The organism is Shouchella rhizosphaerae, from assembly GCF_036700015.1.
GTDB classification, from domain to species: Bacteria; Bacillota; Bacilli; order Bacillales; family Bacillaceae_D; genus Shouchella; species Shouchella rhizosphaerae.
Genome location: NZ_CP144921.1, coordinates 3,003,373 through 3,018,801 on the forward strand (window position 1 = coordinate 3,003,373; position 15,429 = coordinate 3,018,801).

Consider the following 15,429-nt stretch of genomic DNA (forward strand, 5'->3'; position numbering starts at 1 on the left):
AGAACGAGTGTTCATGAACATATGACTGAGACAAACGACGAAGTATGCGAGCGTTTGTCTGCAGTCTGAAGAGCTGGCCAGAACGCCAGTCCTTCTATTGTTACTGGGGACGTAATTCGAGTTTGTCACTGTTGTTCTTATACGTTGCCGGATGAATCGATGTCGTATGGTAATGGCCCTCTGTCCAAGCTTCCATTTGCGAGCGGTATGTCTCGCTTGTGACATGGCCAGACTGTCCAGGAGCGACGATGTGGTACGTATGGTCAATGTCGCTTAAATCAAATACGCCACGCCAACCGGCGCCGTGGTTGACGATGCCTGTTTCGCGATTGTAGCTTGCCGCCATTGTCGTAACATGGCTGCCGTCTGCTGGAAGAGGAGCCCGATCAAATAAGTAATTCAGCGGTGTGATTGCTGCCATTGGATGGCTAAATTCAACTTGGTGAAAGTTGCCCCAACGCCATTTTGCTGGCGCATTTCCTTGTAAACGCGCCGCTTTGTCTATTGCCGCTTGGTAACTTTGAAGGACGACTGTTTCAAAACCGCCAGCGCCCTCGACCCATGGACCTGGATCACCCGTTGCTGCGCGTCTTAGCAATTCATCGACGACACCAGCACGGCCGTAAAAAAGCTCGTTGATTTCAGCAGGAATTTTAGCGGCAAACAACAAATTTTCGATTTCTTCCATCCAAAAATGGAACAATAGCGGTCCAGCTTCTTCGCGCTCGTCAAATTGGTTCCATTCTGCGAGAACATCTAATCCCTCCTCGTCAATAGCGCGGAGTCCCTCAGCCGGTAACGCTTCTGTCAGAAGGGGAAGCATGTTGGTTGCTTGCAAATTGGCGACGTCCATTTGCAATGCTTGCATGTCGGTTACAGTATGGTTGTCTTTTGCTGCGAGCACCTCAATAATCCGCTGTTGCCGGTAAGGTTGGGCCCATGTGTGGGAAATGTGGTAAGGATAGTCGTCTCCAGCAATTTTGTTATTAGCGGTGGCAATGATTCCTGATTCAGGATTGACGATTGTTGGCAACTCATCCCAAGGAATATACCCTTCCCATTCATAAGCCGGGTCCCAGCCAGGCACTGGCAATAATGCGTCATCTCCGTTTGCACGGATTGGAATCAGGCCATTGGCTCGGTACGCGATTGTGCCATCCGTGCTAGCAAACACAAAATTTTGTGCGGGCGCATGAAAATGGGTTAAGGCTTCCTTAAACTGGTCCCAATTATCGGCGCGGTTAAAATCGAGTACAGCTTTTAGTTCCGTCGTTGGATCGTGCCCCGTCCAGCGCAAAGATAACGCATACTCGGACTCGTCTTCTACGTGGGCATATTCGGATAGGATCGGGCCATGTTTCGTTAAAACCACGTCATGGTAAAAAGGCTCTTCACCAGCAATTTTAATCTCTTCTGCGATGACTTCGGCTTTATACCACTCCCCGTCATAGAGAAATTCATTTTGGTTTTCAGGGTTGCGCTGTTCAAAATAGAGCTGTTGTACGTCAGGGCCGACATTGGTGACACCCCAGGCAATCGTTTCATTTGAGCCAAGAATAATGCCAGGGACGCCAGCGAAAATCACGCCTGTAACGTTCACAGTCGGCGATGTTAGGTGTGTTTCATACCAAATGCTAGGCGCCCCCAATCCCAAGTGGGGATCATCAGCCAGCAGCGGCATGCCAGTCGCTGTCCGGTCCCCTGAAAGCACCCAATTGTTGCTGCCGTTAAAAGGGTGTGGCAATTTAGAGCCGACGTTGGCAAATGCTGTTTCGACGTCCATGTCAATCGTTTGTGCCAAGTCAAGAACAGCAGGCCCTTCTTCTGGATAGCTAGGAAGCAAATCGAGTGCTTCTTCTTCACTTACATGTTGGCTTAGCCAGTAATGGAACGCTTGGCTTTGCCAATTGCCGCCTAAGTCGTATGCCATATGTTTTCCTATCGTTAACGAGTCAATCGGGTCCCATTGTTCAGGCTCATAGCCGGCCAAACGAAATTCAAGTGGAAGTGTGCCAGTTGCCTGGGCGTATTCGATAAAAGCATTAACGCCATCAGCGTAAGCTTCTAAATACCGGTATGTTTCAGCGTCATAGGCAGATGCCGATGCCTCAGCGGCCCGGCGCAAGCCGAATGTCCGAAAGAAAACATCTGAGTCCACAAAGGTTTCTCCCATTACTTCAGCAAGCCGTCCCGACGCCTGCCTTCTGCTTAAATCCATTTGAAACAAGCGGTCTTGGGCAGTAACATAGCCTTGGCTAAAATATAAATCAACGTCTGATTGGGCTTCAATGTGAGGAACGCCTTGCGCATCCCGATACACATTGACAGAAGCATTTAATCCATTGACGACGAGTTCTCCTGTCGTTTGCGGCAGCGGTTTTTTGATTTGCATGTACGCCCATAATAGGGTTGCAAGCAAAATGACCAAAATCGCTGCTCCAGAAATAAAGAGAACCCGCCGTTTTTTTGGCGCCTGGCCAGTGGATGGTATGGAATCCATCAAATTCCTCCCCTCTTTTGAATGCGCTTTCATATTGTATTTTATTCGCAGGTTAGTTTGATTAATCCTGCAAAGGACGGTACTAGTTGCATTTTCAGTCCATTCCGTCATACTACAAGAGAGAAAGGATAGGAGGGCTATATATGATCATTATTGAAAATGATAAATTAACGGTTGAAATTGCAAATAAAGGGGCGGAAATTCGGAGCATTTGGCATAAAGAACAAAGCAGGGAAGTGATGTGGAGCGGAGACCCAACGTACTGGGGGCGGATCGCACCTGTATTGTTTCCAATTGTTGGGCGTTTAAAAGATGGCGCGTATACATACAACGGAAAGTCTTATCAACTGAGCCAACATGGGTTTTTGCGCGACCAAATGTTTGTTACTGACGATTTGCAAAGCGATAAAGCTGTATTCCGGTTTGAGTCATCAGGCCAGTTTGCTGATGTGTATCCTTTTGAATTTACGGTTTATTTATCGTACCAGTTAAACGGACATACGCTCATCGTAGGCTGGGAAGTCGTCAATGACAATGAGGAAGAGATGTATTTTTCAATCGGTGGGCACCCTGCTTTTAAGGTTCCCTTTCGCTCTGAAGAAACATTCACAGAGTATGAGCTCTCCTTTAAAGCAGCAGAAGGCAAGCAAATCGAACGTTATGCCCTTTCGAACGGTTTGGTCCAAAAACCGGAAATCGTGCCAGTGCTAGAAAATATCGGGCTTACTGATTCGCTCTTTCAACATGACGCACTCGTCTACAGCCATCTCGACGAAGTCGCGCTTTATCCAAAACAACGCCCCGAAGAGAAAATTGTTGTCTCCTTTCCGCGTTTCCCTTATGTCGGAATTTGGTCAGCATATGATTCGGAAGAAAAAACGAACGCTCCTTTTGTTTGTATTGAGCCCTGGTTTGGGGTTGCCGATACGGTTGATACAACAGGGCGGTTAGCGGAGAAAAAGGGCATCCAACAAATTGGTGCCAATGAAACATTTAAAGCATCGTATGAGATCAAGGTTTATTGAGCAATCGCGCAAACAGAGGCGCGATTGCTTCACTGTTAGCTTGATTGCATAAATAAAAAGCGGAAAAACGTGACGGCCGCTAGAACGGCAACGCCAATCAAGTAAATAATGGAAAGCCTTCGTTCACTTTTGCTCGTTGTTTTTAATGCTTGCAGGATGAGCAGTGCAGCAAGGAAAATATTTAAGAGAGAAACAATGAAAAAGGGAAAAATGCTTGCATATAACTTCGTTGATGCAATTCCGGTAATGTTGACAACCGCCACCAAAATAAAGAGCCACATATAGACCATCATAAGGAATGACGGCCGTTCTTTTCGTTTGTTTGCTGACATCATTTGCCTCCTAAATCGAATTATGTATGGATCAACAAAGAGCCGAAGGAAAAGCGAGCCTGTTTAGCGAAAAGAAATGTATGATCCAACAGGCTATCGTAAGTGTAGCACATGAGGCTAAAACATTTCGAAAAAGACGCCAGCTTTAGTGAAAGTCTCCTGCTAATAAGGCTTACAGAATCTTTACGATTGCTTAATGCTGGCTACATGCATAGCCCTTATGCTGAAAGCAGCAAGATAAAAAGGAGGCGTCGAGGTTGGAGGAGGATATTCAATACGAAGTTGGCGAGAATATGGTTGTAGGCGCAGGCTGGGCTCTTGCTCTTAGCATTCCTTTATGGGGCGGGTTGATTGCCCTTTGCAAGGTGTTGTTTATATAATTAGCGGCTTTGGCGTTTTGTCCAATACGAAAACACCAAAGAACGGAAGCTAAATCATTCGACTTTTTTTGGCTGCATGCCGTTTTAATGAATAAAAAGTTTTCTAAAACCAGCAAAATGCTGGTTTTTTTGTTTACCCGCTTGATCGTCCATGGTATGATAATGATTATCAATACCATCAAAAATGACGGATCGAACGTTAAAGGGAAAAAACACGAAATGAGCACACAGGCTAAGGAAGCACAACAAGATTTAGAAAAAGCGAAGGCACGTTCTAAGCCGTTAGCGGCAATAAGCGTCCTCGTTATTGGATTGGGGTTTCTTGTGTTTGCGCTCGTTCTTTCCATTTCTTATGGGGCAGCGCAAATTGACTTTAAAACCGTTTGGCAGGCGGTTTTCTCTTTTGACCCCGGATTGACCGAACATCAAATTATCCAAGAAATCCGCCTTCCCCGGGCTTTAGGGGCGGCGCTAGTCGGCAGTTTTCTTGCTGTCTCAGGCGCTATCATGCAAGGGATGACGCGCAATGCCCTCGCAGAACCGTCGATTATGGGCGTCATGGATGGGGCGGCGTTAGCGATTGCGATTATGTTTGCTTTTGCCGCGCATGTCTCTGGCTTTCATTTAATGGTTGCTTCTTTTATCGGCGCAGGCGCCGGTGCTGCGTTTGTGTTCGCAATCGGGTCACTGGCACGAGGGGGCTTGACGCCGGCCAAGTTAGCGCTAGCTGGCGTGACGGTCGGCGCATTTCTAAGCGCGATTTCCTCAGGCATTGCCATTCATTTTGACGTCGCCCAAGATATAAGCTTTTGGTTTGCCGGTGGTTTATCCGGTATGAATTGGACCAACATTAAGTTGATTGTGCCAGTCGCCATGATCGGTTTGCTCCTTGCTCTTGCTTTATCAAAGTCGGTGACGGTGCTTAGCCTCGGCGAAGATGTAGCGCGAGGGCTTGGCCAGCGGATTTTTCTTGTTAAGACGCTCGGTGTGGTAGCTGTCTTGTTATTGACAGGCGCTGGTGTGGCAGTCGCAGGCTCGATTGGATTTGTCGGCTTAGTGATCCCCCATATTACTAGAGGCTTAGTTGGCGTCGATTACCGTTATATTATTCCATGCACTGCTGTATTAGGAGCATTGCTGTTAGTGTTAGCGGACTTAGCCGCTAGGTTGGTAAATGCCCCCTATGAAACGCCGGTCGGTGCAATGACCGCGTTAATCGGCGTACCGTTTTTCCTTTACCTTGCAAGGCGTGAAGGGAGGGGGCTTTCATGAAGCAAGCATTGAAAAATCGTCCAATCGCAGTGCTAGCGATTCTGTTTTTGGCCATTGTCATCGTGTTTTTAGTCAGCTTACAGACAGGCGCGATTCGGATCAGTCCCGATGCGGTTGCAAAAACGCTGTTTGGCTATGGCTCTGCCCGAGATGAACTCGTGTTGTTTCAGTTTCGTTTGCCGCGAATGGCAATCGCCCTTTTGGTTGGTGTAGGTCTTGCTGTTTCTGGCGCGATTTTACAAAGCATTTCCCAAAATGAACTGGCTGATCCAGGTATTTTGGGGATCAATACAGGTGCAGGCCTCGCTGTTGTCTTGTTTATCTTTTTTGTACAAGGTTCTTTAACGGGCCTTGGCAATGCAAACCTTTTGGTGATGCCGTTATTTGCGCTAAGCGGTGCACTGCTTGCTGCTTTCCTCATTTATATACTGGCTTGGAAAAAAGGCATTACGCCAGTGCGGTTAGTGTTGGTGGGGATTGGTTTAAATGCAGCATTTAGTGCCTTGCTGATCGTGATCCAATTGCGGATGGAACCGAATGATTTTATGCAGGCAACGATTTGGTTAACAGGTAGCATTTGGGGGACGACGTGGCCCCACGTATGGGCAGTCTTGCCATGGATCCTCCTTTTGATGCCGATTACGCTTTTTAAAGCGAGAACGCTAAATGTGTTACAAATCGGCACTCAGTCCGCGGTGTCGTTAGGCGTCCCGATTGAGAAAGAACGGCGAACGCTTCTTGTTTTAGCTGTTAGCCTTGCTGCTGTGTCCGTAGCTGTCGGCGGCGGCATTTCCTTTTTAGGTTTAGTCGCTCCCCATATTGCCCGTCGCCTCGTCGGGCCGAAACACCAAGTGCTTATCCCGGCTGCAGCCTTAATGGGGGCATTGATTTTGCTTACTGCAGATATGATTGGACGCAACGTCCTGGCTCCTTCGGAAATTCCAGTCGGCATTGTGATCGCCATTCTTGGAGCGCCATACTTTTTATATTTGTTGATGAAAACCCGATAAACAAGGAGGAAGTCCAATGCCACGTTTAGTGACTGAAAAGCTTTCGATTGCTTATGAAAAAAGAGAGATTGTCAATGACTTGCATTTGCAAATTCCAGATGGGAAAATAACGACGATTGTCGGGCCGAATGGCTGTGGCAAATCGACGATTTTAAAAACGATTTCCCGTATTCTTCAAGCATCCAGAGGAGCCGTGTATTTAGACGGGAAGTCCATTCATAAACAGTCAACAAAAGAAATCGCCAAAAAGATGGCGGTACTGCCACAGTCTCCTGAAGCGCCAAGCGGGCTAACCGTTTCTGAACTGGTTGCATATGGGCGTTACCCTCATCAGCGCGGGTTTGGCCAATTGAAGGACCATGACCGCTCCATGATCGACTGGGCGTTGGAACAAACCAATATGAGCGAATACGCAGACCGGCCAATCGAGGCCCTTTCTGGCGGCCAGCGCCAGCGTGTATGGATTGCAATGGCCCTTGCTCAAGAAACGGATATTCTTTTGCTTGATGAGCCAACGACTTATTTGGACTTGGCCCATCAACTCGAAGTGTTGCAAGTATTGGAGCGACTAAACAAAGAACAACAGCGGACGATCGTGATGGTTATCCATGATTTAAACCATGCAGCACGCTTTGCCGATTACATGGTATCGATTCGCGCCGGAAAAATTATGAAAGAAGGCGCACCAGCAGAGGTAATGTGCCAAGACGTGCTCCGCGATGTATTCCATATTGATGCCAACATCGTCATGGATCCACGAACAGGCAAACCCGTGTGTTTGACGTATGATCTGTTAAAAGACCAAAACCAACAGCAGGACGAAAGACAACCAGCACTCGCATAGTGCTGGTTCCCTGGTGTTGGCCACAACAACAGGCAGACTGATAGAAAACGCTTGACAGACGAGGAGTGCAGGCGAGGGAAGATGCGAATAGAACGTGGGTTCATGAGCATATGAGTGAGACAAACGACGAAGTATGCGAGCGTTTGCCTACAGTCTGAGACAACCAGCACTCGCATAGTGCTGGTTGTCTTTATAAATATTATCGGGATTTCGTGGGCAACATCGAACATAACTGAAAGAAGCAAATTTTTTAGCGAATTTTCATTGACAATGATAATGATTTTCGTTATCGTTTAGATAACGTGCTACGATACACGTCTGGTCGATATAGACCCCCTACATTTAACCTGCGCCTTACTGGCGGAGGTCTTTTTTTGTCTAATCATCTAGGCGGCAACTTTCAGTGAAATCCCTTATTTTTTCAACAGATGGATACGGGACAACGAGTAGGAACTTTGCTATAATGACAGACAGAACGAACGTACGTATACTTGGTATGTGGCATGCCAGTTTGTATGTTTTGCATTTTTAAGAGGATAAGTGTTTGTTGATTATCAATAAAGGAGGGGCGTGCCTGCGGTTAAGGCGCTTAACATGAAAAATTATGATGAATGGGCGCATGTTTTTAAACTTGATCCAAACAAGGAAATAACCGATGAAGCGCTTGAAGCCGTTTGCGAGTCAGGTACTGATGCGATTATTGTTGGCGGAACGGACAACGTCACATTGGATAACACGTTGTCTCTTTTTGCCCGCATTCGCCGGTTTCCAGTGACATGTGCGCTTGAAGTATCGGACCTTGAAGCGATTACGCCAGGGTTCGATTATTATTTGATTCCATCCGTCATGAACAGCCAACATGTTAGTTGGGTCATTGGCCACCATCACAAGGCTGTCAAAGAATATGGCGAAATCATTAATTGGCAAGAACTGCTGTTGGAAGGCTACTGTGTTTTAAATGGGGAAGCACGAGTGGCCAAACATGCGAATGCCCAGACTGACTTGGATATAGAAGATGTTGTTGCTTACGCACGGCTGGCAGAGCATATGTACCGCTATCCTTTTTTCTATTTGGAATACAGCGGCAAAAAAGGGCCGATTGATGTTGTCAAACGGGCAAGCGCAGTATTGGAAAAGACAAAGCTCATTTATGGAGGCGGGATAAAAAATGCAGCAGATGCCTCTGAGATAGCAGCATATGCTGATGTTGTCGTTGTCGGCAATGGGCTTTATGAAAATCTTAAAGAAGCGCTTAAGACGGTGGAGGCCGTCAAGGAACATAAATGCAGGTAGGCGGTGAGTGACATGCAAGATACAATAATTGAACGGATGCTATCTGAGTTAAACCCTGAGCAACAAAAAGCTGTGACCCATTCAGACGGGCCTTTGCTGTTAATGGCGGGTGCAGGAAGCGGCAAAACCCGTGTGCTGACTTACCGGATCAGTTATTTGCTCCGGCGCCATTCGACGCCGCCTTGGGCTGTTCTCGCCCTCACATTCACGAACAAAGCAGCGCGAGAAATGAAAGACAGGGTGGCCCAGTTGGTTGGACCAATAGCTGAAGATATTTGGATTTCCACTTTCCATTCGATGTGCGTGCGGATGTTGCGCCGTGATATTGACCGGATCGGCTACAGCCGCAATTTTACGATTTTGGATTCATCTGACCAGCTTTCGGTCATAAAGCAAATTTTGAAAAGCCAAAACGTCGACCCTAAGAAATTTGACCCAAAAGCGATATTAGGGATGATTTCTGCTGCTAAAAACGAATTGCAAACGGCAAGCAAATTTGCGCAAATCGCTTCAGGCGTATTTGAGCAAGTAGCGGCCGACGTGTATAGTGAATACGAAAAACGATTGAAACAAAACAACGCACTTGACTTTGATGATTTAATTATGAAGACGATCCAATTGTTTAACGAAGTGCCGGAAGTGCTCGATTTTTACCAACGCAAATTCCAGTATATTCATGTTGATGAATATCAAGATACAAACAAAGCACAATACCGCCTTGTGAAACTCCTTGGTGACCGTCTGCAAAACATTTGCGTTGTCGGCGATTCCGACCAATCGATTTACCGTTGGCGCGGCGCCGATATTCAAAATATCCTCTCCTTTGAAAAAGACTACCCGGATGCGACTGTCATTTTGCTTGAACAAAACTACCGTTCGACAAAAACGATTCTGAAAGCGGCCAACAGTGTTATTGCTAACAATGGCAACCGCAAGCCAAAAAACCTTTGGACCGAAAATGACGAAGGAGCGAAAATCAGCGTATACGAGGCGGCTACAGAACAAGCTGAAGCACAGTTTGTCGTCGAAAAAATAAAAGAAGCAGCAGCAGAACCAGGATTTTCTTACAAAGATGTGGCGATTCTGTACAGAACCAATGCCCAATCGCGTATTATTGAGGAATATTTTGTGAAATCTAATCTCGACTACAATATCGTCGGCGGTACTAAGTTCTATGACCGCAAAGAGATTAAAGACGTCCTTGCTTACTTGCGTTTAGTTGCCAACCCTGATGATGACATTAGCTTACAGCGTGTTGTCAATGTGCCTAAGCGTGGCATTGGTGCGACGACGGTAGACAAGATCGCTGCTTATGTTGATGCCCATGGGCTCTCGATGTTCAAAGCGCTTGGGGAATTGGAGCAAATCGGCGTTACGGCCAGAGCGCAGACGAAACTTGTTGAATTTCGCGACCAAGTGAATAACTGGGTGCACATGCAAGATTATCTTTCCGTGACAGAGCTAGTGGAAGAATTGCTTGATAAAACCGGTTATCGCGAAATGCTTAAAAACGAGCAGACGATTGAAGCACAGTCTCGGCTTGAGAACATCGACGAATTTATTACGGTCACCCAAGAGTTTGAGAAGCGGAGCGAAGAAAAAGATCTCGTGTCTTTCTTGACGGACTTAGCCCTTGTTGCCGATATTGACCAACTCGATAAGGACGAGGAAGCGACAAAAAAAGAGGCCATTACGCTGATGACGCTTCATTCAGCAAAAGGACTTGAATTCCCATATGTCTTTTTGATCGGAATGGAGGAAGGGGTGTTCCCACATAGCCGTTCCTTGTTTGAAGAAGAAGAAATGGAAGAGGAGCGGCGCCTCGCCTATGTTGGCATTACCCGTGCCGAAAAACGGCTCTATTTGACGAGTGCCAAAATGAGGACGCTCTATGGCCGAACGAATACCAACCCGACTTCCCGCTTTATTGCTGAAATCCCGGCTGAATTGATTGAAGAAGACAGTCAAATGCCCGCTTGGGGAACAGGGGGTTCTAGGCAGCCAGCCGCCGCAAGTGCAGCTGCCCGTGTGCGCTCAAGCGTCTTTGCAGGCAAGAGCGGATCGCCACGAGTAACAGCAACAGGCGGAGAAAGTTTTGACTGGTCAGTCGGCGACAAAGCGGTCCATAAAAAATGGGGAACAGGAACAGTCGTCAGCATAAAAGGAGAAGGGGATTCCATCGAGCTGGACATCGCCTTCACTCCGCCTACGGGTGTAAAGCGGCTATTTGCCAAATTTGCGCCTATCACGAAAGCTTAGAGAGGAAGACAGACCAATGGACAAGCACCAAGCAGAAAAACGGCTTAAAGAGCTGCGCCTCCTATTGGAGGACTATGGCTACCATTATTATGTGCTCGACACGCCTAAAGTCCCCGACTCGGAGTATGACCGCCTCATGAATGAATTGCTTCAACTTGAGGCGGACTATCCAGATTTGGTTACGGAAGACTCACCAAGCGTACGCATTGGCGGGCCGCCGGCTCCGTCCTTTAAAAAAGTGGCCCACCGAGTGCCGATGATGAGCTTGTCCAATGCCTTCAATGAGGAAGATTTGCGCGCGTTCGACCGCCGCGTCCGCCAAGCGGTAGGCGAGCACGTCTCCTACGTGTGCGAATTAAAATTTGATGGTCTAGCTGTATCGCTCACGTATGAAAATGGAAAGCTCGTCCGCGGCGCGACTCGTGGGGACGGAACGATTGGCGAAGATATAACAAACAATTTGAGAACCGTTCCTGCCATTCCTTTGCGGTTAAAACAGCCTTATTCGATCGAAGTGCGCGGCGAGGCATATATGCCAAAAGCATCATTCGAACGTTTAAACGAAGCAAAAGAACAGGCGGGAGAAGAAAAATTTGCCAACCCTCGTAATGCGGCAGCTGGCTCCTTGCGCCAGCTCGACCCGAAAATTGCCGCCAAACGGAATTTATCGTTATTTGCCTACTCGATTGGCGAAGTCGAAGGCAAAAACGTGCAAACCCATTTTGACAGCTTGATGTTTTTGAAAGAACTCGGCTTTAAAGTAAACGAAGAAGCAGCAAAATGCGAAACGATTGAGGACGTCATTGCCTATACAGAAAAATGGAGCGAACGGCGCCATGAGCTTCCATATGAAATTGATGGAGTCGTCGTCAAAGTCAATTCCTTGGCCGACCATGAAAAACTAGGCTTTACAGCAAAGAGTCCCCGGTGGGCAACGGCATTTAAGTTTCCTGCCGAAGAAGTGCTGACAGTTTTACGCGATATTGAACTAAATGTTGGTCGCACAGGCGTGGTAACGCCTACTGCCCTATTAGATCCCGTGCTTGTTGCGGGAACAACCGTAAGGCGGGCTTCCTTGCATAATGAAGATTTGATCCGCGAAAAAGACGTCAAGCTTGGCGATACGGTCATTGTCAAAAAAGCAGGTGACATCATCCCAGAAGTCGTTGGCGTTTTGACGGATAAGCGAACAGGCGAGGAAGTTGACTTTCATATGCCGACAGAGTGTCCTGAGTGCCATAGCGTTTTGGAACGCTTGGAAGGGGAAGTGGCGTTGCGCTGTTTAAACCCGAAGTGCCCAGCGCAAATTCGTGAAGGGCTCATCCACTTTGTATCACGAAATGCGATGAACATCGACGGCCTTGGCGAAAAAGTAATCAGCCAATTGTTTTTGCATCAATTGATCGCTGATGTGGCTGATTTATATTTGTTGGAACGTGAGGAATTGCTCCAGCTGGAACGGATGGGAGAAAAATCTGTCGACAATTTGTTGGCGGCGATTGAAGCCTCAAAAGAAAATTCGCTTGAACGGCTGTTGTTTGGGCTCGGCATCCGGTTTGTCGGTGCGAAGGCAGCGAAAACGCTAGCATATGAGTTTGAGACAATGGAACGGCTCCAAGAGGCAACGTTTGAACAATTGCTTGCCGTCAATGAGATTGGCGAGAAAATGGCAGACTCGATTGTCTCCTATTTTCAAAAGCCAGAGGTGGCCACGTTGTTAGAAAAACTAGCCAATGCTGGCGTCAACATGACTTACACAGGACCGAAAAAAGCAGCGATTGACGAAGAAGTTGGGGTATTCGCCGGCAAAACGGTTGTGCTGACCGGAAAACTGTCCCAGTGGACGCGGAAAGAAGCACAGGAAAAAATCGAAGCGCTCGGGGGCACAGTGACGGGCAGTGTTAGCAAAAAAACCGATTTGGTTGTCGCTGGGGAAGATGCGGGCTCTAAACAAAAAAAAGCGGAGAGCATTGGAATTGAGATTTGGACAGAGGAACAGTTTACACAAGCGGTTGAACAAAGCGAACAGTAACAAGGGGGATTGAAAGATGAAGCGTGTGGGGATACTTGGTTTGGCAAGCGCTGTTCTCCTCTCTGGCTGCAATTTCTTTGGCGGCGAAGAGGATGATGAGGCCAATACGCCTGATGTTTCGGAAGCGGATGACTCGTTAACCGTTGTCCCATCGATACCATCAGAGGAGAACTATTATGCAAGCGTCCTGCAAGATGGGGCTTATGTGCATGGACAAACACGTGGCTATGGCCTTGACTTAGGTTATAGCCGCAAAGACTTGGATTGGCTTGAATTAGGGTTGGAGGATATTGCCAAAGAACGGTTTGATCCTAACGATTACTTTTTTCAGGAGGGCACCCATCTTTCTCGGGAAACGGTAAAGTCATGGCTGCTCCGCTACGATGAAGAAGAGAATCCGAATGGGCTAAATCCATCTTTGGGCGATGGAGACGATCCGATGGAACAGGAGAAAAACAGCCCTTGGGTGCTAGCGAACGTACTTGAACAAAATTACATGAATGTAAATGATGAGGGCGACTATTCAACAGGCGGCGTCGCGCTCGGCTTATCGTTATACAGCGAATATGAATTTAGCCATGACGGAAAGTCAGATTCTGTACCGATCAAAGCTGCAGTCCAAGAGGAAAAAGGAATGGAGTTTGCTGAAACGATTGTCAATCGGATGCGCGAAGGCGTTGACTCGGAAGAAGATTTGAGCGACGTGCCAATTGTCGTGGCGCTATTTAGCCAACAGCCGAAAGACTCTGTCAACGCGGGCCATTTTTTTAAAGTAGGCACATTTGAACCAGGAGAAAACCCTCATTGGGAAAATATTAACCAAGAGCATGTCCAGTTTCCTTCACCTGCAGCCAATGAAGATCATCGTGACGATGCGGATCGCTTTACCCAATTCCGTACTGACGTGCAAGCGTTCTTCTCAAATAATATCGGCGTCGTTGGCCGTGCACGTTATGAAGACAATCAAATGGTCAAGCTTAATGTTGACGTTAATATCCAATATAAAGGCAAGGCAGAAGTTGTCGCCTTAACCCAATACATTGCCGGCCAAGTCGAAGAATACTATGAAAACATACCAGTAGATGTAAACATTTCAGCGCTTTCCGGTTCACTTGAGAGCATTGTCTCGTATCATCCAGATCGGGAGCCGTTTATTCACATTATCAATTAAAATGCTAAAAATGTTCGTTTTTTATATGATGATTTTATGCTATAGTATGTTTGCTGGCAAAAAAGGAATGACGTTGCCGTTATTCCTTGCCACATGAAGAAAAACGCTTTCAGCAGCAGCTGGAAGTCATTATAGGAGGATATTCTCACGTGAAAAAATGGATCAAGGCATTATCGGTAGGTCTCGCATCGGTTGTTGTGCTAGGTGCATGTGGACAAGGCGATGGTTCGGAAAACAATGCAGGTTCAGAAGGTGGAGGAGAAAGTTCGGATTTTACTGCAAAAATGGTAACAGACGTTAGTGGCATTGACGATAAATCGTTCAACCAATTTTCTTGGGAAGGCTTGAAAGCTTTTGGCGAAGCTAACGGGTTGGAAGAAGGCAAAAACTATGACTATGTACAGTCAAGCACTGCCCAAGACTTTGAACCGAATTTGCGCGCTCTTACACGTGAAAACACGGATATTAGCTGGGCGATCGGCTTTCTCATGGCGGATGCTGTTAAAACAGTGGCGCAGCAAAACGAAGATGCACAATTAGCGATCATTGACTCAGTCGTAACAGATGATAATGGCGATCCATTAAGCAACGTAGCAAATATTACATTTAAAGAGCACGAAGGCTCCTTCTTAGTGGGCGTTGCCGCAGGCTTGCAAACGGAAACGAATAAAGTCGGCTTTATCGGCGGCGTTGAAAGCGAGTTAATTAAGAAGTTTGAAAACGGCTTTAAAGCAGGCGTTCATGCGGTGAACCCCGACGCAGAAGTCATCGTCCAATATGCAGAAGTATTTACAGACCCGCAAAAAGGACAGCAGCTTGCCAACACGATGTATACGACAGGTGCAGATGTCATTTACCATTCAGCGGGGAACACAGGGAACGGCCTGTTTACAGAGGCGATTAACCGTGTCAAAAATGGCGAACAAGTATGGGCGATCGGCGTTGACAAAGACCAATATGAAGAGGGCGTCTATGAAGGCGACCAATCCGTTACACTTACGTCGATGATCAAACGTGTCGATACAGCAGTTCAAGATGTGACACAGCAAACGATGGATGGCAGCTTCCCTGGCGGCGAAATCCTTGAATATGGAATTGAAGATGATGGAATTGATTACGCGACGACTGGCGATAACTTAAGCCCTGAAATCATCGAAAGCATGGACGATTATATGCAGCAAATTCTTGACGGTGAGCTGGAAGTGCCAAAAACCGATGACGAGTTTAATGAATTTGCCGGATAAACGAAATCAAGATGGGCTAGTGTGAAAAACTAGCCTTTCTTTTTAGTTCATTAAAGGAGCGTTTGAT

Annotated in this window: 12 protein-coding genes; 10 read left to right on the forward strand and 2 right to left on the reverse strand. The window is 47.0% G+C overall.

Translation table 11 applies throughout. From position 1 onward, the window contains the following. Nucleotides 1-100 precede the first annotated feature (100 nt). Nucleotides 101-2,500 carry a penicillin acylase family protein gene (locus V5G21_RS14890; protein ID WP_338464889.1) on the reverse strand — a complete coding sequence of 800 codons (2,400 nt, stop codon included), beginning with the start codon at nucleotides 2,498-2,500 and terminating at the stop codon, nucleotides 101-103. A 143-nt stretch (nucleotides 2,501-2,643) separates the two neighbouring features. On the opposite strand from V5G21_RS14890, the gene V5G21_RS14895 reads away from it, so the two are divergent. Further along, nucleotides 2,644-3,525: an aldose 1-epimerase family protein gene (locus tag V5G21_RS14895; RefSeq protein WP_011245933.1), complete on the forward strand. Its 882-nt coding sequence runs from the start codon at nucleotides 2,644-2,646 to the stop codon at nucleotides 3,523-3,525. A 35-nt stretch (nucleotides 3,526-3,560) separates the two neighbouring features. On the opposite strand, the gene V5G21_RS14900 is transcribed toward V5G21_RS14895, so the two are convergent. After that, on the reverse strand, nucleotides 3,561-3,857 hold the full coding sequence (locus V5G21_RS14900; protein ID WP_011245934.1) for a hypothetical protein: 297 nt from the start codon (nucleotides 3,855-3,857) through the stop codon (nucleotides 3,561-3,563). Nucleotides 3,858-4,114: 257 nt separating this feature from the next. On the opposite strand from V5G21_RS14900, the gene V5G21_RS14905 reads away from it, so the two are divergent. The 9 genes from V5G21_RS14905 to V5G21_RS14945 all read left to right on the forward strand — a co-directional run bounded on the left by V5G21_RS14905 (nucleotide 4,115) and on the right by V5G21_RS14945 (nucleotide 15,362). Beyond that, complete coding sequence (locus V5G21_RS14905) at nucleotides 4,115-4,237, forward strand: hypothetical protein (RefSeq protein WP_255222624.1); 123 nt, start codon at nucleotides 4,115-4,117, stop codon at nucleotides 4,235-4,237. 219 nt (nucleotides 4,238-4,456) lie between these two features. Then, nucleotides 4,457-5,509 (forward strand): FecCD family ABC transporter permease, encoded by a 1,053-nt coding sequence (locus V5G21_RS14910; RefSeq protein WP_095255446.1) that lies wholly within the window; start codon nucleotides 4,457-4,459, stop codon nucleotides 5,507-5,509. Continuing rightward, nucleotides 5,506-6,519 carry an iron ABC transporter permease gene (locus V5G21_RS14915; protein ID WP_338464891.1) on the forward strand — a complete coding sequence of 338 codons (1,014 nt, stop codon included), beginning with the start codon at nucleotides 5,506-5,508 and terminating at the stop codon, nucleotides 6,517-6,519. The genes V5G21_RS14910 and V5G21_RS14915 overlap by 4 nt, the downstream gene beginning before the upstream one ends. A 16-nt stretch (nucleotides 6,520-6,535) precedes the next feature. Next, nucleotides 6,536-7,363 carry an ABC transporter ATP-binding protein gene (locus V5G21_RS14920; RefSeq protein ID WP_011245937.1) on the forward strand — a complete coding sequence of 276 codons (828 nt, stop codon included), beginning with the start codon at nucleotides 6,536-6,538 and terminating at the stop codon, nucleotides 7,361-7,363. 594 nt (nucleotides 7,364-7,957) lie between these two features. Continuing rightward, a complete protein-coding gene (locus V5G21_RS14925; RefSeq protein WP_304527869.1) occupies nucleotides 7,958-8,656 on the forward strand; it encodes a heptaprenylglyceryl phosphate synthase in 699 nt (232 codons plus the stop codon). Between the two features lie 12 nt (nucleotides 8,657-8,668). Next, nucleotides 8,669-10,915 carry a DNA helicase PcrA gene (pcrA, locus tag V5G21_RS14930; RefSeq protein WP_338464892.1) on the forward strand — a complete coding sequence of 749 codons (2,247 nt, stop codon included), beginning with the start codon at nucleotides 8,669-8,671 and terminating at the stop codon, nucleotides 10,913-10,915. A 16-nt stretch (nucleotides 10,916-10,931) separates the two neighbouring features. Next, complete coding sequence (ligA, locus tag V5G21_RS14935) at nucleotides 10,932-12,947, forward strand: NAD-dependent DNA ligase LigA (protein ID WP_338464893.1); 2,016 nt, start codon at nucleotides 10,932-10,934, stop codon at nucleotides 12,945-12,947. A 16-nt stretch (nucleotides 12,948-12,963) separates the two neighbouring features. Further along, nucleotides 12,964-14,118 (forward strand): CamS family sex pheromone protein, encoded by a 1,155-nt coding sequence (locus tag V5G21_RS14940; protein ID WP_011245941.1) that lies wholly within the window; start codon nucleotides 12,964-12,966, stop codon nucleotides 14,116-14,118. Between the two features lie 149 nt (nucleotides 14,119-14,267). Next, entirely contained in the window at nucleotides 14,268-15,362 is a 1,095-nt protein-coding gene (locus V5G21_RS14945) for a BMP family lipoprotein (RefSeq protein ID WP_011245942.1), read from the forward strand. Nucleotides 15,363-15,429: the final 67 nt, after the last annotated feature.